Origin of the sequence: Azospirillum humicireducens (genome assembly GCF_001639105.2) — a bacterium.
Lineage (GTDB): Bacteria > Pseudomonadota > Alphaproteobacteria > Azospirillales > Azospirillaceae > Azospirillum > Azospirillum humicireducens.
In genome coordinates, this window is the sequence record NZ_CP028905.1 from 167720 (window position 1) to 187558 (window position 19839).

Annotated in this window: 16 protein-coding genes and 2 pseudogenes; 12 read left to right on the forward strand and 6 right to left on the reverse strand. The window is 50.2% G+C overall.

Annotated elements, in window-relative coordinates; all coding sequences use genetic code 11:
• The first annotated feature begins 12 nt into the window (after positions 1-12).
• From A6A40_RS23740 to A6A40_RS32475, 12 genes and pseudogenes are all read left to right on the forward strand, one after another.
• A complete protein-coding gene (locus A6A40_RS23740) occupies positions 13-1368 on the forward strand; it encodes a tetratricopeptide repeat protein (RefSeq protein ID WP_146191629.1) in 1356 nt (451 codons plus the stop codon).
• Between the two features lie 108 nt (positions 1369-1476).
• A complete protein-coding gene (locus A6A40_RS23745; protein WP_108548483.1) occupies positions 1477-2445 on the forward strand; it encodes an NAD-dependent epimerase/dehydratase family protein in 969 nt (322 codons plus the stop codon).
• Positions 2439-4310, forward strand: a complete 1872-nt coding sequence (locus A6A40_RS30545; protein ID WP_146191630.1) for a glycosyltransferase family 4 protein — start codon at positions 2439-2441, stop codon at positions 4308-4310. The genes A6A40_RS23745 and A6A40_RS30545 overlap by 7 nt, the downstream gene beginning before the upstream one ends.
• 5 nt (positions 4311-4315) lie before the next feature.
• The gene (locus tag A6A40_RS23760) at positions 4316-5443 is read left to right on the forward strand and encodes a methyltransferase domain-containing protein (RefSeq protein ID WP_108548355.1); all 1128 of its coding nucleotides are present in this window, start codon (positions 4316-4318) and stop codon (positions 5441-5443) included.
• A complete protein-coding gene (locus A6A40_RS23765) occupies positions 5440-6348 on the forward strand; it encodes an NAD-dependent epimerase/dehydratase family protein (RefSeq protein WP_108548356.1) in 909 nt (302 codons plus the stop codon). The genes A6A40_RS23760 and A6A40_RS23765 overlap by 4 nt, the downstream gene beginning before the upstream one ends.
• Before the next feature lie 163 nt (positions 6349-6511).
• Positions 6512-8407: an asparagine synthase (glutamine-hydrolyzing) gene (gene asnB / locus A6A40_RS23770; RefSeq protein WP_236784000.1), complete on the forward strand. Its 1896-nt coding sequence runs from the start codon at positions 6512-6514 to the stop codon at positions 8405-8407.
• A gap of 46 nt (positions 8408-8453) precedes the next feature.
• Positions 8454-9128, forward strand: a complete 675-nt coding sequence (locus tag A6A40_RS23775) for an SGNH/GDSL hydrolase family protein (protein WP_158279361.1) — start codon at positions 8454-8456, stop codon at positions 9126-9128.
• Between the two features lie 27 nt (positions 9129-9155).
• Positions 9156-9911 carry a formyltransferase family protein gene (locus tag A6A40_RS23780; protein WP_108548359.1) on the forward strand — a complete coding sequence of 252 codons (756 nt, stop codon included), beginning with the start codon at positions 9156-9158 and terminating at the stop codon, positions 9909-9911.
• Between the two features lie 37 nt (positions 9912-9948).
• Positions 9949-10704: a polysaccharide deacetylase WbmS family protein gene (locus A6A40_RS30550; RefSeq protein WP_146191631.1), complete on the forward strand. Its 756-nt coding sequence runs from the start codon at positions 9949-9951 to the stop codon at positions 10702-10704.
• On the forward strand, positions 10701-11645 hold the full coding sequence (locus A6A40_RS23785) for a methionyl-tRNA formyltransferase (protein ID WP_158279362.1): 945 nt from the start codon (positions 10701-10703) through the stop codon (positions 11643-11645). The genes A6A40_RS30550 and A6A40_RS23785 overlap by 4 nt, the downstream gene beginning before the upstream one ends.
• A gap of 55 nt (positions 11646-11700) precedes the next feature.
• Positions 11701-11967 (forward strand): annotated as a pseudogene (locus A6A40_RS23790) (transposase); the annotation flags it as partial.
• Between the two features lie 199 nt (positions 11968-12166).
• Positions 12167-12699: formyltransferase family protein (locus tag A6A40_RS32475; protein ID WP_418208632.1), on the forward strand; the 533-nt coding region annotated here is incomplete at its 3' end.
• 37 nt (positions 12700-12736) lie between these two features.
• Here A6A40_RS32475 and A6A40_RS30555 read toward each other — a convergent pair.
• From A6A40_RS30555 to A6A40_RS23810, 6 genes and pseudogenes are all read right to left on the reverse strand, one after another.
• Entirely contained in the window at positions 12737-14323 is a 1587-nt protein-coding gene (locus A6A40_RS30555) for an LbetaH domain-containing protein (RefSeq protein ID WP_146191632.1), read from the reverse strand.
• 24 nt (positions 14324-14347) lie between these two features.
• On the reverse strand, positions 14348-14707 hold the full coding sequence (locus tag A6A40_RS30560) for a hypothetical protein (protein WP_146191633.1): 360 nt from the start codon (positions 14705-14707) through the stop codon (positions 14348-14350).
• A gap of 46 nt (positions 14708-14753) precedes the next feature.
• Entirely contained in the window at positions 14754-15080 is a 327-nt protein-coding gene (locus A6A40_RS23800) for a hypothetical protein (protein ID WP_108548362.1), read from the reverse strand.
• Positions 15077-15947: pseudogene (locus A6A40_RS23805) on the reverse strand (transposase). Before A6A40_RS23805 ends, A6A40_RS23800 begins: the two are co-directional and overlap by 4 nt.
• A gap of 110 nt (positions 15948-16057) precedes the next feature.
• Complete coding sequence (locus tag A6A40_RS30565; protein WP_146191634.1) at positions 16058-17962, reverse strand: hypothetical protein; 1905 nt, start codon at positions 17960-17962, stop codon at positions 16058-16060.
• A 589-nt stretch (positions 17963-18551) separates the two neighbouring features.
• Positions 18552-19646: a 3-oxoacyl-ACP synthase III family protein gene (locus A6A40_RS23810; protein ID WP_108548363.1), complete on the reverse strand. Its 1095-nt coding sequence runs from the start codon at positions 19644-19646 to the stop codon at positions 18552-18554.
• Positions 19647-19839 lie beyond the last annotated feature (193 nt).

Consider the following 19839-nt stretch of genomic DNA (forward strand, 5'->3'; position numbering starts at 1 on the left):
GAACGGAGTGCGATGAACATGGGGCAGGGTACCGGCTCGCCTGAAAAGGAAATTGTTTCTCAAGCGGCCGGGATTGATTTTGCCAGCTGGCGGCAGAGGATCCGTGCCCATACTTTCTCAAACTATCACCTTGAAATGGGTCGGGCAATTGTCAGATCAGGCGATTATGAGGTGGCGGTCAAGCATTACCGAATGGCTCTGGAGCTTCTTCCGAGTTTGTCGACAGCTTCGGTAGAATTGGTTGATCTGCTGCGTGATCGGGGACAGACGGCAATGGCCGATGCCATCGCCGTCGAGGCGGCCACGCATGACCCTGATTTCGCCAAGAAAATGCAACTCGTCCGGGAGCTTGCTCTGCTGGCTCAAGGCCGCGCCGACGATTTCAGGGCCTCGATCCAGGTTTCTTGGCCAAGCCTATGTGTGGATGATCGTAAAATTTTGGAACAAGCGGTCACCACCTTGATCTTGGAAACTCGGTCGGCTGTGCAAGCAAGCCAAAATCTATCCTATGTCGAGGCCATGGAGCAGGTCGATTCGACATCTGGTCTATGGATGCTGCACCGTGCCCGATTGCTTGGATGGATGGAGCGTGAGGCGGAGGGTATTGCCATCTTGAACACGCTGGTTAACCGACTCTCATCAAAGCAATTGGCGGATGTTTGGGCGACCTACGGACAACGGAAATCCTGGGCAGGTCTCTATCAGGAAGCGGCTGTCTACCTGGAGCGGGCTTTTGGTCTTGATCCTGAAGACGTGGATTCAGGGCGGATGCTTGCCATCGCCTGGATGATGCTGGAAGAATTCGATGGGATGGACAGGGTGTTGAGACAGATCGAACTATTGGCACCCGACGATCTGGAACTCGTCCAGATCCGTGCGCAATGGTGTATGGCCACCGGCAAGCTGGATAGAGCTTTGGAACTCTGTTCCAAAGCTAAGGTTGGATTGCCTCCCAGGCAGGCCTATCAGTCTTGGTGCTTTTCCGCCTTCATCCATTTGTCGCAGAATGACAGTGCCATGGCAATGGTTGACCTTGCAGAGGCAGAACGCCTGGCCGCTGGTTACCGTTGGGGTGAGATTTGGACGAAATCCAGCCGAGGGGTCGGACTCGCCCTATGTAGGGACGGGAAGGAAGGAATCGCGCTTGGCGAGGCGGCGCTGGCAGCCTGCAACGCCGGAGGGGGGCCTGTGGGATGGGTTCTCGTTAACCTAGCGCTTTCCTATATGGGGGTAGGCCGACAGCGCGAGGCCGAGACGATGATCCGAGAGGCAGTTCACCGCGATGGGAGCAACCTTCGCCATGAGGCACGCTTGCGTCCATGGGCGACACAGCGTCTGATTGCAGTTCTGGACGGCATCAAGCTGTAGCAACCGTCGATCATGGGATGATCCATCTTCTCGGCCTAGTCGAGAATTAAAGTGAGATCGTTTCAGATGACGATCCAGATAATGATTAACTCACAGCAAGGTGATATTATGGATTTGCAGGGAAAGCGGCTGGCTGTAATCGGCGGTGCTGGCCTAATCGGCTCTCATACGGTTGATGCCCTTCTTTCTGAAGATGTCGCTGAGATTTTGGTTTATGATAATTTCAGTCGTGGGACACTGCATAATCTCAGGAATGCGCTCTCCGATCCGCGCGTTCGAATTTTCGAAGCTGGCGGGGATATCTGTCAAACGGATCTCTTGGATAAGGCGCTAAAGGGTATCGATGGTGTCTTTCACTTCGCCGCGCTGTGGCTGTTGCAATGCCATGAATTTCCCCGTTCTGCTTTTGATGTAAATGTCAGAGGGGCATTTAATGTATTCGAATCATGCATTAATAATAATGTAAAAAAGTTGGTGTTCTCTTCATCGGCATCAGTTTATGGAGATGCGATTGAAGAGCCAATGAATGAAGATCACCCATTCAATAACAAAAACTTTTACGGAGCGACTAAAATTTGTGGTGAAGCAATCCTGCGTGCATTGCATCATCGATATAACCTGAATTATGTTGGCTTGAGATACATGAACGTATACGGCCCAAGGCAGGATTATAGGGGTGCATATGTTGCCGTAATTATGAAGATGTTGGATGCTATCGAACGCGGAGAAGGGCCGACTATTTTAGGTGATGGCAGCGAATCTTTCGATTTTGTATCTGTTGAGGACTGTGCCGCCGCAAATATTTGTGCCATGAAATCTGAGATCTCGGATCAATTCTATAATGTCGGCACGGGCATCCGTACATCCCTGCGCCAACTCGCCGAATGCCTTCTGGCCCAGACTGGAAGTGATCTTCCGGTCCATTATCGCGAGCGCAGCCAAGCCACTCTGGTGCGCAACCGTATCGGTTGCCCAAAGAAGGCTGCCGCGGACTTGGGGTTCCGGGCCTCCATTCCTTTGGATGAAGGATTGCGACGACTGATCGCTTGGCGAACTGCGGATAAGGCCGGTTGCTGACTACCATGACGATAGAGCGATTGTTACGCACCCGCCATGTGGCATCGGCCGCCTACGGAACCCCTTGGACCGAGGATGACCGGCAACTTGCAGATATGGTCGTTCAAGAATGCCGGAAGAGCGGTAGTTTGGCCATTCTGCGGCTTGGTATCAGGGCGCTGGCCGAAGCCCTAATCATTTTGCGTGCTGGAAATTCCGTACGCATGACCTCTCTCGGAGCCAGCGAAGTCCAGGCGGTCCCAACCCTGATCAATGATACGCTCGTGCTGCATATGGTGCCGGTGCGAGCCGTGTCATTCTCCCTTCGTCCTCTCCTGTCCAATCTGCTCATACCGAAAGACCTGCCGGTCGGTGTTAAGATTTCCTGGGAAGTTCATGGTGAGATCCTCTCAAACTGGCCAATCGGACAAGAACGGGGACGGCATCGCCTCACAGCGCTTTCCCGTTGGCAGCAGGAGAAAGGCAGTGCCTTGCTCTGCCGGTTGCTGACGTTGCTGATGAAGCAAAGGCAATTATGGAAGCTGGAACAGGAACTGGAATTTGAGTCGCCAGCTTTGGCGAGCCATTTGCCGCCAAGAATTGGTACCTTGCTACGCTACTTGGTGGCGCAAAAAGATGGGGCGCCACTGCCTCCTTATCACGATGCGCGCGTTCTTGACTTGCCAGATCAACTTCCTCTTCAGGCCGAGCCTCGCCGTCGCTCTGTTCTCTTCCTACATCATGCTTACTATAACTTTTTCTATCTTGCGCAGGCGCTCCGACGTCGTGGCTGGGATGCCATCAGCGTAAGCCAGCACGATCCTGACGGGCCAGAAAGCATGTTCTTTCATGGCCAGGACATTCATCTGTATGATCCAGATCCCGAAGAAAAACGCAGAAAATTGGTAGAATTCTATTTCAATCAATCCGTCAATTATGGAATGATTCATTTCCATGGTATGGGGTGCATGTCGTTTTTTGCAGAAAACTGGTTTGGCGGGTGGAATCATTATACATTCCCAGGAGATTTGGCTGAGTTGAAACGGCGAGGGGTAAAACTGGGCTATACTCATTGTGGCTGCCTGGATGCCGTCTCTCAGACCAGTTTCCGTCGATGGACTGGCGGCATGTGCGATCTTTGCGTCCATCGTGATAATGCGCTCGTCTGCTCTGACGATTCGAATTTAGCTTGGGGACGGAAGATTGAACGTTGGTGTGATCTGATCTGTATTGAAACGGATCCTCTAATAGATATGAAGCTGACAGCGAAGACCTATCGTGAGCCATTAACTTTTGCAGTTAGCGCGGAGATGTGGCGGCCGGATCTCGATGTTCCTGAGCAGTTTCTGCGCCCACGCCGCGAGAATGAAATCATCGTTTATCATGGGGTCGGGAACTTTGACCGGCGTACCGTCAACGGCCGCAACTACAAGGGAACTCATGCCATCATTACTGCGATAGAGAAACTGGCAGCGGAGGGTATTCCAATTCGTCTTGATTTCGTGAAGAATATTCCGAACATTCACAATCGTTTCGTCATGGCACAAGCGGATATTGTGATCGATCAACTGATGTATGGTCGAACCGGGGCTACCGCCCGAGAAGGGCTAATGTTGGGTAAACCTGTCGTCGCTAAGGTCACGGTGGAAGAGGATTCCCCACAACTGGAATCCCGTTGTGTCCGTGAAGCTCCCATTGTTCATGCAGACGTTGATAGCATTACCGATGTTCTTCGACGCTTGGCTTTGTCTCCTGAATTGCGCCGGGAACTCGGTCAGCAAAGCCGCGAACATGCCATGGCTTGGTGGTCAGATGACGCCTGTGCAGCCAGATTCGAGACCGTTTATGATCGTCTGATGGCCGGTCAGCCACCAGGTTTGGGATGAGGTGAATGATGCTGGAACGTTTTATAAATATTCTGCGCGCACCAGAAGGTGGAAGACCTTTGGATCTTGAAGTAATTATGCGAGACCAAGAACATATACAAACTGGAATTTTAAGAGATGGGGATAGAGCATGGTTCCCTATCATCAATGGTGTTCCAGTTCTGTTAGCGGGATCCTTGCGTCCTTCTGACAATGATTTTGCTGCTCAGCATGGCCTTGCTTCCCTATCCGAAACTTTCATTTCGAAAGACTTGTCTGCTGAACAACGAACGATGGACAGTTTTTCTGATAAATGGCGCCGCTTCAAACGCTATGGCTTGGAGCCGGAACATCAGGAATTCTTTTTCTCCTGGTATTGCGCAAAACTAGGGCTACCTGATATGCATGCCTTGAAACGCTTCTATCGGAAAAGACAGCGGGTTCTAGAGGTCGGTCCAGGATCGGGGTTCAATACCCGTTTTATTGCAGAGCAATGCAGCGGTGATGTGGTTGCACTGGATATTTCTGATGCAGCCTATACCACTCACAATAATATCCGTGATCTGGACAACTGCGTCAGTGTCCGAGGAGATATTCTGCTTCCACCTTTTGCCCCGGAAAGCTTCGATCTCATCATTGCGGATGGTGTACTCCATCATACTTCGGATACAAACGCCGCTCTGCGTTCGGCTCTTAATTTGTTGCAGCCAGGTGGACAGATGTTCTTCTATGTCTATCGCAAAATGGGAGCAGCTCGCCAATTTGTTGACCAACATATTCGCGCGGCCTTCAGTGAGCTTGATCCTGAACAATGTTACGAGGCATGTACTGCCATTACCGAGCTTGGCCGTGCTCTTTCCGATTTGAATATCAATATTACACTTGACAAGCCAATTGATATTCTTGGCATCCCTGCAGGAAGTCATAACATTCAAAGACTATTATATTATAACTTCATGAAGTGCTTTTGGAACGATTCTTTTGATTTTGAAACAAATAATATGATAAATTATGATTGGTACCATCCTCATTATGCATGGCAGCATGATGAGACCGAAGTCCGAGAATGGCTGGAGGAACTCGGGATCTCGGACTATAGCTTTAATCCTGCCAATCCTAATGGGCTGTCCATCCTATTGAGAAAACCGGAATGATGGGTATGCAAAAGCATGTGGTGCTAACCGGAGTCACAGGCCTGATCGGTCGGCACTTGTTGCCTCTGCTGCAAGAGCATTCCTACAATGTGACCGCTCTAGTTAGGGCAGGAAAGGAAGATACTTATCTCTTACCTCCCAGCGTTCGTCCGGTGGAAGCCGATCTGCGTGGCGATTTTACTTCAGTTTTGCGGAATATTGAGCCTGCTGATGTCGTGATTCACTTAGCTCAACACCCTGGATTTCATGCTTTTCCGGATCAAGCTGCGAACGTTTTCTCTGTTTCTTTAAATGCAGCCATTCACCTAGCCGAGTTCGCCAAATACAGTGGGGCACGCTTCCTTTACGCTTCATCTGGGGGGGTATGTGGTCCGAGTCCGGAGCCAGTTCGGGAAGATTATCCTCTGCGGCCGCAAAAGGAATTAGGATTTTATTTGTCCACAAAAATGGCCGCAGAGAATCTCTTAGGGTTTTTTCGCCAGGATATGCAAGTTTCGATACTTCGCTTCTTCTTCGTTTATGGGCCCGGACAGGGAAATCAATTTTTGTTTCCTAGGCTGATCACATCTATTAGCGAGGGTAAGCCAATTACTCTTGCTAATGGATGTGGACCACGTCTCAACCCAATTCATGCGTCTGATGCCGCCAAAGCGGTCATGGCGGCAGTGATATCAATGCCGGAAATCCTGCATATAGCGGGACCGGAGGTGAAAACCTTAAAGAGCATTTGTGAAATACTGGGTGATCTCTTAAAGCGTTCTCCTGTCTTTATCGATAAGCCCCCCCCTGCGCTTGACTATATCGCGGACACGGCCTTGATGGAACGGTTGTGTGGCCAAGCAACCGGACTGCGCGCCGGCCTGACGGCTCTGATCAATAATAAGTCAGAGAAGCCACCGGTGTAAAAAATCTCATGGCGGGGCTTTATTTTTATAGGGCCATTTGAGCATACCTAATCTTAACCCTTCATCGCTTGGTATACCAAGCATGGAGCAAACGCTAAAATTTAGCACGGCATAGACCGCACGCTAATGACAGCGTTTGATGATATTCTGGGAGAATGCCATCGTGTGTGGGGTTGTTGCACTAATCAACTTGGCCGGTCGTTCCGTTTCACCGGATGTCGTTCAGGCTATGACCCGAGCTTTGGCCCACCGCGGCCCTAACGCTGAAGGGGTTTGGTGTGATGGAGAAATTGGCCTTGGACACCGGCGTCTATCCATTCTCGATCTAAGCCCTCGGGCTAATCAACCGCTCCATTCGACAGACGGTGAGCTGGTCGTTTCCTACAATGGCGAAATCTATAATTTTCAAGAACTGCGTCGGCTTTTGGAGGAGGAAGGAGCAATCTTTACAACCAATACCGATACTGAGGTTCTGCTGTGGGGGTATCGTTTTTGGGGGATTGAACCCCTTATGCGGCGGATCAATGGCATGGCAGCCCTAGCCATTGTTGACCGTCGGCGTCGACGTATGATTTTGGCCCGTGACCGCTACGGCATCAAACCTCTCTACCTTTGGCGACACGGCTCTACTCTAGCGGCCGCTTCTGAGATCAAAGCATTCATGGCCCATCCAGATTTTCGCGTAACTTTAAACCAGGAAGCTTTGAACGAGTATTTCACTTTCCAGAATTTATTCCGCCAACACACCCTGTTTCAGGGAGTGGATATGCTGCCGGCGGGAACCATCATGGAAATTGAAGCCAATGGCCATGACAGGCAGTATCAATATTGGGATTTTGATTTTTCAAAGCCTGACAATAGGATGGAAGCGGCGGCGGCGGCTGAAGAAACCCGTCGCCATCTGCAGCAGGCTGTCGAACGTCAACTTCTGTCGGACGTACCTGTCGGAGCTTATTTGTCTGGCGGTATCGATTCCGGCGCTCTTGTCGCGATTGCGTCGCAGCATGTTCCGAGGTTGGCGACTTTTACCGCTGGTTTTGAGATGTCAAGTGTCGAAGGTATTGAAAAGACCTTTGATGAACGGCGCAATGCCGAACTGATGGCCCATGCTTGCCAGACAGAACATTACGAGCAGGTGATGAATGCTGGAGACATCCGCTGGGCTTTGCCGCGTGTGGTCTGGCATCTGGAAGATTTGCGTCTTGGAATGTGTTATCCTAATTATTACATAGCTCGACTGGCGTCTAAATTTGTGGGAGGCTGCCTATCTGGAGCTGGTGGAGATGAATTGTTCGGAGGATATCCTTGGCGGTATTTCCGGGTACTGAATCCAGCTAATGAAAAATTTTACCTCAGATCTTACTATGAGTTCTGGCAGAGACTGATGCTACAGAGTGAACGGCAAAGCATGTTTCAATCCGGCTCATTTCGAGATGCTGCAAGCAAGGATATGCTGGAGGTTTTCAGCGGGGTTTTCCCAGATACTGGGCATCTTAGCCTATTGACTCCAGAAGAGCAGATATCTAATACATTTTACTTCGAATGCAAGACATTTCTTTCAGGACTTCTTATTGTCAACGATAAACTTTCCATGGCCAGCGGGTTGGAGGAACGGGTACCGTTTCTGGATAACGACTTGGTCTCACTTGCACAGAAAATTCCTGTCCATTTGAAGCTTCCCGACTTGGAGCAATTCCGATTCATTGATGAAGATCTGTTTAGCAAGCGCATCCTTGCCCAAAATACTTATAATACAGGCAAGAGCGTCTTGCGTAGCGCTCTTCAAGGATTTCTACCTACCGAAGTTGTTTCTCGGCCAAAACAAGGCTTCTCTGCACCCGACGGATCCTGGTATCAAGGAGAGAATGCCTCATATGTGCGCAATTTCTTACTGTCGGAAAAACTGATCATGAGTGATTTTATCCGGCCTGATTTCGTGCGGCGGATTGTGGATGAACATACTGGTAGAATCGCAAACCACCGCCTGTTGATATGGTCATTCCTTTGCTTTGAATGGTGGTGTCGGATTTTTCTGAATGGAGAGCGTCCCGTTAGTTGAAAAAAACATTGATCGATGATTTTAAGTTTTAATGCAGATGGTGGAGATGATGAAAGTTCACGAAAATGAACACAATGGGAAGATTTTGTTCTTCGGCGATTCAATTTGCTTCGGCGAAGGAGTTTCTCCTCAATTTTCCTTTGTTGGTCTTGTGTCCGTTGCATTAGAATCGGAATTGGGAAATCGATGCCCGCGCATCATCAATCATTCAATCAATGGCGATACCACCCGTATGGCTCTGGATCGTGTTGCCAAGGATCTTCAAGCAGAATGCGCAGAGACAGTTTATCTCCAATTTGGATTGAATGATTGTAACTATTGGCACAGTGATCGTGGCTTGCCGCGGGTGAGTGCCAACGCTTTTGTTGCCAACTTGACGGAACTTGTTATACGAAGCCATCAATTCGGTGCACGCAAAGTCTTTTTGGCAACCAACCATCGCACAGAGCCGGATGGACCGCTGGAACACAAGCGTTCGCCTCTGGCACCAAACTCGTATCTAGAGAATTTAATCATTTACAATCAATTGATTCGAACGGTTGCTGATCTTACAGGTTCTGTTCTCATAGATATTGAAAGAGCTTGGCTAGAAGAAGAAAGTCTTGGTCGAACGGCATCCTATCTTAACCAAGATGGAATTCATCTTTCTCGTCATGGAAATGATTTTTATGGAAAAATCATCCTTCCTTTTATTAAAAATTCAACAAGTATCAGCGCGTAACCCCACAATAGGACGGGAATACATAGTATGACATCGACATGCCGTCTTCTTCTATTAGGTCGCGGGCCGATTTTGAAAGCATTCTTGGAGGAGGCTGTTTCGGAACGTATTGACCTCAAGGGAATTGATATCGAAGGGTTTGTTGGTGATGACGCGGACATGAAACTCCTTCGCCGTCTGCCCAAGATGGCAGGAAAACCAATTCCTTATATCCCTGGAGACAGACGAGAAGACAAGAAAATTCTTCAGACCTTGAAGGATTTTCAAATAGATGCCCTATTATCCATTCAATATTCTTGGGTTCTTTCTGGAGAAATACTTGAAGAAGTGCGAGGAAGAGCTTACAATCTTCACAATGCAAAGCTTCCAGATTATCGAGGCCACCACTCATTGAGCCATGAAATATTAAACGGCGAGAAATTCCATAGCGTCACTATACATCGCATGGATGCAATTGTTGATCGCGGGTCTCTGATCTTTGAAGAGACAATTGCCATTCGCCCCGACGAAACAGCACGTTCTTTGGGAGAATCATCTCTTTCCGCTTCAATGATCCTGTTGCGACGTTTTTGTCAAGCACTTGCATCTGGAAAGTTGCCAGAGAAACGATTAACAGATGGAGGAAAGTTTTATTCTCGACACCTCCTGGAACAGATGCGCGAGATAAAATCTCCTGCTTCTTTGGAGGAAATCAGCCGAAAAGCAAGAGCTTTTCATTATCCACCTCATGAACCGGCCTACATTATAATTGAAGGACAGAAATTCTATGTGACACCATCTTAAGATTATATTCTATGAATTGGGTTAAACTGAGATTATCATGAAAAGAAAAATTGATCTGCCAATTATTACATTGGACGTTGATTGGGCGCCTGATTGGATGATCGATCAGGCAGCATCCGATTTGCGTATCTCTAGCGTGCGCGCCACTTGGTTTATTACGCACATGTCTCCTGCAATACAAAGCCTGATGCAGGATCCCTTGTTCGAAATTGGCCTGCACCCGAACTTCTTGGCAGGAAGCAGCCATGGAGACACGCCTGCCGCCGTTCTGGATCATGTCAGAGCCTTGGCGCCTCAAGCAACCGCGGTCCGCACGCATTCGCTGATGCAAAGCGAGCCATTGCTAGAATTGATGGCTACCAGCTATGGAATGCGGGTCGACTGCTCATTGCATCTTCCCCTAGTCGGCGACTTAAAGCCGCATCGGCTTCGGTTCGGCGCCGACAGTCCTTGGATGACCCGTTTGCCTCACCTGTTTCAGGACAATATGTACATGTTTCTGGGACGCCCCTGGAATCTGGACAACTCATGGTTCCAGAATCCGGGTCTGAAGATTATGGATTTTCACCCGATACATGTGGCTTTGAATTCTTCAAGTATGGAAGAATATGAGCATCTGAAGAAAAGAGGACGCTTATCGGATCTTCGTCCGACAGATATTGCTCCGCGTGATCCAGCTGCACTTGGCGCTGGTACACTGTTCCGCCAAGTGATTGCCTCCTTGCGCAACAGTCAAAGCCTGACCGTGTCCCAATGCGCGACCATATGGGAACAGGAGAACGAGCAAGCATGATTCGTCCACTCCGCTTTGCCGTCTTAGGTAGGGGCAAACCGTTGCTGACGGCAGCTCAACGGCTGCAGGCTGCAGGCCACCGACTTGGCTTCGTTGCCACGACTCGGCCTGCTGGATATGAGGGAGCTGCTATAGGCGATTTCGCTATGCTTGCGGCTACTGCCGAAGCCCGCTTTGCAGAAGGTCCCTCCTGGATCCGGGATGCCGACATACTGGATTGGATCGCAGGCAACGGCTTCGATTTGGCTATATCCATGAATTGGCTGACGGTTCTGCCTGCGCAGGTGAGGGCTCTTTTTGGGGCAGGCGTTTTCAACGCTCATCCTGGGGATCTTCCACGATATCGTGGAAACGCTTGCCCAACTTGGGCCATTCTTGCTGACGAATCTCACGTAGGCTTGTGCATACACCTGATGAGCGATGATTTGGACGCCGGTCCCGTGGCGTTTCGGGAACGGTTTCCAATGGCTGGGCATGATTTTTTTGATGTCTGGCGCTGGGTTGAAGATCGGGTTCCCGCCCTATTTCACAATCTGGCTAGCGCGGTGGAAGCAGGGACACTGGCTTTGCAGCAACAGCCTGATAATGCCGAATTGTCACTGCGTTGCTTTCCGCGCAAGGCCGAGGACGCCAGGATTGACTGGGCGGCGCCTGCCGAGGACATCCTGCGCCTTATCCGTTCCAGCACTCGTCCCCTTGAGGGGGCCTTCTCATATCTTGAGGATGGAGTCACTAGAGTTACCATATGGCGTGCCGAAGTTTGCAGTTTGCCGTTCCCCTATCTGGCGATACCTGGACAAGTTTTGGGAACGGACGGTGGTCTGCCGCTTATCGCTTGCAAACCTGGTGCCCTGCGTTTGCTGGACTTGGAAATCTCCGGGCATAGTGTTCCGGACAGCATGTCACGGTTGCTATTGAGCCTGCGGAATCGATTGATTTGACATGGACCGCCCCAGGTTTGCTGGAGGCCCCGTTTCTTGAGAGACTGGGGTCAACATGACGAAGCAAGCATCACCCAAATACGCCCCTGAAGTGCGCGAGCGCGCGGTTCGGATGGTGTTCGAGCACGAAGGCGAACATGCGTCGCAGTGGGCGGCGATCAGTTCGATCGCGGCGAAGATCGGCTGTACTCCGGAAACGCTGCGGGGCTGGGTCCGGCAGGCCGAGCGTGACCAGGGCAAGCGGCCGGGGCCGACAACGGACGAGCAGGAACGGATCAAGGCACTGGAGCGTGAGGTGCGGGAGCTGCGCCAGGCGAATGATACCGCCTCTCCTATGAAATGACCTTCTGGGAATACATAGTATGACATCGACATGCCGTCTTCTTCTATTAGGTCGCGGGCCGATTTTGAAAGCATTCTTGGAGGAGGCTGTTTCGGAACGTATTGACCTCAAGGGAATTGATATCGAAGGGTTTGTTGGTGATGACGCGGACATGAAACTCCTTCGCCGTCTGCCCAAGATGGCAGGAAAACCAATTCCTTATATCCCTGGAGACAGACGAGAAGACAAGAAAATTCTTCAGACCTTGAAGGATTTTCAAATAGATGCCCTATTATCCATTCAATATTCTTGGGTTCTTTCTGGAGAAATACTTGAAGAAGTGCGAGGAAGAGCTTACAATCTTCACAATGCAAAGCTTCCAGATTATCGAGGCCACCACTCATTGAGCCATGAAATATTAAACGGCGAGAAATTCCATAGCGTCACTATACATCGCATGGATGCAATTGTTGATCGCGGGTCTCTGATCTTTGAAGAGACAATTGCCATTCGCCCCGACGAAACAGCACGTTCTTTGGGAGAATCATCTCTTTCCGCTTCAATGATCCTGTTGCGACGTTTTTGTCAAGCACTTGCATCTGGAAAGTTGCCAGAGAAACGATTAACAGATGGAGGAAAGTTTTATTCTCGACACCTCCTGGAACAGATGCGCGAGATAAAATCTCCTGCTTCTTTGGAGGAAATCAGCCGAAAAGCAAGAGCTTTTCATTANGCTCAAAGATCACAGCTCAAAATTTGAGAATAGAACCTATGGATCGGATATGATCAAGTCTGGAAGAGGGGCGTTGAACATTTCCTCTCGCATCATTCTTTTGATCAGGAGGCGCGCATCAAAGAGATGGTGAAATCCGACCGCTAGCAATGCATGAGCAATCTCGTAAACATACTGACTACCGATGACAATGGGGATATCCCTTGGATAGTTTGTCGCGAGATCCTCCGGCAACAGGATTGGAAGCCCGTTCAGTTCTCCCCGTCTTTGGCTATCGATGAATCCACCGATCTGGCGCCCTCCGGCGGCCAGCGCGGAAGCGACCAGCCGCCCTCCTTTCCCACAACCATAGATCATGACTGGTTCATTTCCCGACAGATGTCGGACATGGCGCATCGGTTTCACAAGAGTGCTGAAAGAGCGCTCCAAGGCCTTGGCGTGCTCTGCACCCCAAACCTCCTCGGTGGGAACTTCCCCCATGATCAAATACGGAGCCGCAAAGGTTTCCTTCTTCTCTACCCGCAAGCGCCGAGGCAGAGACGCATACAATTCATCGATTAGGTTATCAATCTCTCTTATTCGATAAGGATAGCCATACTTATCACTTTGAATAAGGTCATTATGAGCCCGCTCAGCAACTTGAGAAAGGCGATTATCATCCTCAAGAATATCAAGTACACTGTCAATGTTTTTATAATCTTTCCTAAGAGGTATATAATGAACATCCGGAGATATGATATTAGAATATGAACCCTCCAGAAGAATCATAGGTGTTTTCATTGCCGCAGCTTCAAATATCCGTGGAGATATCTGTCCCAGATTCACTGGACGACAACGACCACTCATATATGGCTTGTACTCTTGAAAATTTATACGTGGATTTTCCATCTTCAACTTATTAAATACCGGCCTAAGCTGGAAGAACTCGTCCATAACTGTACTTCCGCTTTCTGAGCCAAGAATCGCACGGCAGGAACCAAGAAATTGAAACCAAGAATCACCGTAGAGGCGGTCTTTCTCTAACCAAGAGATATCACAAGGTATCCCCCGTTTGCTGCAAATTGTCCGCATCCGCCGTCCAATCTCGATCTTGTCAAACCCAAGCTCACCCAGATATGCGTCAATAGATCTTCCACGATAGCCAAGCGCTATGGGTCTATCGTGGAGAGGAATAATGAATTTTTGAATTTTTTCTGGCAAAGGGATGACATAACCAGTCAACTGGCTCTCAATCCTGACGTTGCCAAATCGTTCAGGCGGGAATACAAGCGGCAGAGCTTCATCTCTGGCACATGTTAAGATCAAATGCGGAGCCAGATTCTCTACACGTCTCCGCATAGTCTCTGTCCGATCAAACTCATCTTGCAAAATGACAACCTTCAGGCCATCGTATTTTTCCAAATTTCTCAGAAAAAATGAACTAGGTATTTGTTCATCATAAAGAAAGCACGAGTAATGAACAATTACGCAGTCAAATTGAAGAAGAGAAAAATTTGGGAATGCTCCATAAACGGCATTACAAAACTTAACATCATTCTTAGAATACATCTTGATTGATTCAAGAGAAGCCCTGACATTACCTACATTTGTCAAATGAGATCCGTACAGAACAAGAATATTCAATTTAATATTCCTTATTTATAATTTTCAAGACAGCTCGTAAATTTGATTGAGGATTCTGTGTTGATTTCTTTGCATATCGAGAAAAATTTCATAGGCATTATAAACATCAATGTTAGTAGTGTTCGATATATATTTCCATATTTCTTTGAAATACATACTGACGATAATAACTCTGGATGGCTCTTTGTTTTCCTTTGAAAATCTCTCAAAAGAAAATATAGGCATATCACCTATAATACCATCTTTATGAGAATCAATAAATCCAGAAACCTTCCCTAGAGTAATTTCTATTTTAGGAAGCATCATGCGTCCAGCCAAGCCGGAACCGTATATAAATATAGGACCTCCATCTTTTACTTCTTCCAAGGACTTTATGTTTCTCATTCTATCTATTTTTCTCTCGCTATGGTTACAGCAGTTTTCTAAAAAACTACCAGGCAGTGAGCCTTGATCTGGATCTCGTCGGCGTGGTGGATGCTGATTTCGACCTCAAGGCGACTATCCTCGTCCAATTCGACCATGCAGGTGCCGCGGATGGGAGCATCTCGTCTCTGCCCTCGAAACCAAAGGAGATGACGCTGACGTCGGTCTCGCACACCAGGTCGGCCTGAAGGGCGCCGAACACCATTTTGCAGCGGCCGATCTCGTCGAAGCGGATGTCAGCCAGTTCGACGAGATCGAGATACGCGCGGTCCCACTGATCGGCGTCGGTAAGACGCCACTTGCCGAGGGCCTTGCAACGTCGTGCCGCTGTCATGGCGTCGCGTTCAGCAGCTTGGGCAGCCGGATCAGGTTGTAGGCCGCCGTGGCGAAGGTGAAAGCCGAGCCGACCCGAGCGCTGCTGCAGAAACGGCTTTTGCGATGACCGGCCACCGTCTTGACCCAGCCGAATACCTCTTCGATGTGCTTGCGGCAGCACTGGTTCACCTCGTAGCCGGAATGCCGGGTGGTGCGCGCGTCGATGCGCGAACGCCGCCCAGAGGTGTTCTGCACCACATATGGCGTCGCTTTCAAGGCCCGCAACTCGGCCACGAAGTCTGCCGTGTCGTCGCCCTTGTCCGTATCCACCATGATACGGTGCCGGCTCTCCATGGCGCCGATTATGCCTAGTTCGGCGATGCCGCTGGCCTGCGTGAGTGTCGCTGCAACCATCAGGCCGTTGCGGTTCTCCATCAGCACATGCCCCCATAAAGCTGAGCTTGGCCTCCTTGCCGCGCCCCTTGCGGAACAGCTTGGCCTCGGGATCGGTCACGCTGGCATGCGTGTCATTGCTGTGCTGTTCGCCGTGGAAGTTCCGTTGGCCGCTGCGCCCGGGACCCGGTGGCTCATCGCACATCAGTCCAACGAACCAGCGCCACAATAGGTTGAAGTTGATCTGCTCGACAAGCAGGCGCTCTGAACGGATTGAGTAGAAGGCTTGCAGCAGCCGCGTTTTGAGCACCTGTTCGGGCGGGATGATCAGCCGCCCGGAGCTGGCGTAAAATCCGGCGAACGCCGTGTCCATGCCAGCCAGCACCTCATCGACCACCGTCCGAATCGCTAGCAGCGGATGCTTGGCTGGACCCCGCTCCTCCAGCGACAGGTCGCTGAACATAGCCTTCTGATGCGACCGCCGTCCGCGCATCCTCGTGACCTCGCCTTAAACTACCCCCCGCCTAACCACCACAAGGCAATCGAGTCACAACCGTGCGACGCCGGGAAGGTAACTTCCGATACAGACTGTGGCATATGTCATCATATCCTTAAAAGTTTAGCAAGGCGCGCAATCCGATTGGATGGCATTGGCTTCAAAGCCGCCATAATAGCTTTTGCAACCGCACTTGGGTGGCTGCTGGCCATCAGCGTCAGCCCCCGCATATGGTAGTATTCATCGGCTTCTGAACGGAACAAACCCGTTTTTCGACCAAGAGGCCAAGAAAAAATCAGCGTTGCATCAAATTTCCTGATTTTCAGACATTGCGTTCTGTCCCATAGAATAAAATGCTGAGATTTTTGTAGTTCATCTGATAGAAGAGAATCAGTCCATCCTATCTCTCCAGAGTCAATCGGCATATCGTATATGATAACTTGGCTCGAACTGACTCTCATGCCTAATCCCTTGGTAGGGCTGTCAGGCGACTTCAGAATTGGACCCAATCCATTGCGCTGAGCAGCCATGATTGCAAGCAGCAGAATGTCCCGCAGAAGCCACGCCACCGGTATTGAGCGCCTATTGTCACGAGACAGGAGCCATAGCTTTATCAGTTCACGCCACGCCGGTTGTCCCATGCCAACCCGAAGGCTTGCCAATCCTTTGGTCATTCGATCCGTTGGACTACCTCCAGCCTGCCGAATCGCAGAGCCAATCCAAGGCAAGTTACGCAGTATAGCATCGCTAAGATGCCTGTAAACATATGGTATAGCTCCAAATTCGAACTTCAGTTTCCTGCCATTTTTCCCATATCGATATATTTGCCCGTGTGATTTCGACATATAATTGTCGAAATTTTCCTTTACTAAGGATTTTCTAATTGGCACTTGAGAGACAAAACAATGTTCTTCGATTATAGAATCGAGAGTTTTTGCCAAAAGTCTGTAGTCGTATCTACCACTTAAGATAAGATCTCTATGAGCATTAAGAGATAGTTTCTCGCAAAATTTTCTATCTTTCAATGCAGATACCACATCATTGATATTCGAATAGTCCTTCTTGATTGGAATATAGTGCACCCATGGGTATACGACACCAGAGTATTTTCCTTCATGCATCACCATCGTACTCCCCGTCGACGCATACTCCCATATCCGCGGAGACAGCATTTCAGCGACGAGATTGCCTTCATGCTCCAAAAGGACTGCATTCCATATCGTCTCAAAATCACTATGCGGATTTTCCAACCGGAAACGATGCACCGGTTCTACAACCTCTCCGTTGAAATCAACGATACTCCAGCCACTTGCTGTTCCCAATTGAGTGCGACAGGATTGCAGAAATTTTATCCAGTTTTTCCCGTATAGGCGGTCTTCTTCATGTATAGATATATTTGAAACAAGACCGTTTTCTTTAGAAATTCTTTTAAAATTTTCGCATATTTTTTGCTTTTCGTACCCAAGTTTTCCCAAGAACGGATATGGAACTCTTGATCTATATCCTATATCTATAGGTCGGTCCGTAAGATTAAAAAGAGAAGGATTGGAGAACGTACTGGAAACATATCCAGTAAACACCTCATACGTATTTATTAAAGACTCAATTTTGTCAGATTTATAATATCTCTCATGGGTTTCTTTTGGAGTTACAGAGCAAATTATATTTATTCCCATCTCGTTCATATATTTATTGACATGATCGATATATAGGAATTCGTCTTGGAGGAATTGTATCTTTAAGGCTCTCGACTTTTTAATCTTTTCCCTCACATCTTTATGAAGATTTTTAAACCAAAAATTGTGAGTGATGACAATGACATCAAACGAATCGAAATCGAAATCGATACCAATATCGTAGACGAAGTTATGGCAATAAATGTTATTTTTCGAGAATCTCACAATTTCTGTAACATGGTCAATAAGAGTGGGGACATAATCCCCATTCAGACCGCTACTAAGCAATATAACGTCAAGGGGATTTGTCGTAGATACGTTCGCTTTTTTTATCATTTTATTTCCTATTTTTATCTGTATTTGCGATTAACTTCGTGGTCTATTGGAAAATTGATAGTGAATTATTTTTTCTTCTCGTCTCCGTGGAAGACGGCAGAAAAGGACCATGATAAATCTGCCATGTTGTATTTCTTGAGCTGTCCAATACCATCATCTGTCTGAACGATCTTTCAGAAATAAAAGCCAACATTGCACGTTCTAGACATAACCGTTCTCATATTCTGTTTGACAACCACTTCAATGGCAAACTTGTCTGAGTAGCAGACTTGCAACAGCGAGCTGTATCATTCCGCCAGAGACGTCGAGCCGCGCTTCGCAATCGCGAACCGGACGTATCCAACAGTTTATCCATCTGAAGGTCCGTTCGACCACCCAGCGCCGTAGCACGACATAGACCTCGGACGTCCTGTACCGACCTTCTGCAACAGCAGCGGTTCCAACAAAGACCGTTCTTTATCGGTCAGGTCCGTCGAATACCGCTTCGTCTTCTTCTCAATCTTGGCCATCCGGTCGCGCGTCGCTTCGGCACACATCCGAAGCTTGAATCATAACACAGCTTCAGGATCAAGCCTTTTCAAATGATCCCTCACACCGCCAGCACCGGATATCCCTCCGAAAGATCCACCACCTGCGGCTCCGGCATCGGCCCCAGCTCCGCCACCATCGCTCCCCAGGACCAGCCCACCCCGAAGCCGGCCATCAGCGTCTTGACCGGCCCGGCCGCCAGCTGCGCCCCCATGCTGTGGCAGATCGCCAGCGGGATGGAGGCGGAGCTGGTGTTGCCGAAGCCCTGCATGTCGATGACGAACCTGTCGGCCGGCGCCTTCACGCGCTTGCGCAGATGCTCCAGCATGAAGGCGTTGGCCTGGTGCAGGACGAAGCGGTCGATGCCCTCGACGTCGGTGCCGGCATGCTCCATCGCCTCGCGCAGCAGCGGCGGCACGGCGCGCAGCGTGAAGGAGAACACCTCCGCCCCGTTCAGGGTCAGGCGGGAGTCGCGCTCCAGCTGGGCGGCAGCCTCCTCGTCGGCGATCCGGCCGGCGGTGCCGACCGGCGGGATCAGGCAATGGCGCTTGCCGCCGGCCTTGACGAAGATGTGCGGGGCGCCGGCGCCGTCGGTGCCGATGACCACCGGAATCGGCGGGGCGGCGGCATCCACCTCCAGGGCGGTGGCCGATCCGGCATCGCCGAACAGGGGCAGGGTGGCCCGGTCCTCCGGGTGCAGGTGGCGGGTGGCGTTGTCACCACACAGCACCAGCGCCCGTTTGGCCGTCGACCCGCCCAGCAGCTTCGCCGCGATCCACAGACCATAGACATAGCCGGAACAGCCCAGCGGCACGTCGAAGGCCGCCGCACTGGTCGGCAGCCCCAGCCGGTGCTGCATGATGCAGGCGGTCGCCGGCAGCACATAGTCGGCGTCCTGCGAGACGAAGACCAGCACCTCCACCGTCGCCGGGTCCCAGCCCAGCTGCTGCATCAGCCCTTCCGCCGCGGCGATGCAAAGGTCCGACGCGCAGTAGGGCGGCGGCAGCACGCGGCGCTCCTGGACGCCGATGGTGGCGGCCAGCTTCTTCGCCTCCTCCACCGTGAACATGCCCGGATCCTCGACGAAGGAATGGCGTTGGGGCGGCACCACCGCGCGCAGGCCGGCGATCCGGATGCCGTCGATGATGGCTTTCATGGCTGTCCTGTCCTTCGCGTGTTCAAGGGCCCGGCGGAGACCTTTTCGGCAACCGGTGGCCGGCACCATAGCGCAGAGTGGCGGCGAACTGGTTTCCGGATCCTTGATTTCGGATAATTAAGGCGCATAGCACTCAGCCAAGTCCCGGCCAAGCTCCATCCGCCGCCCATCGAAAAAGCCGCAGCCGGATGCG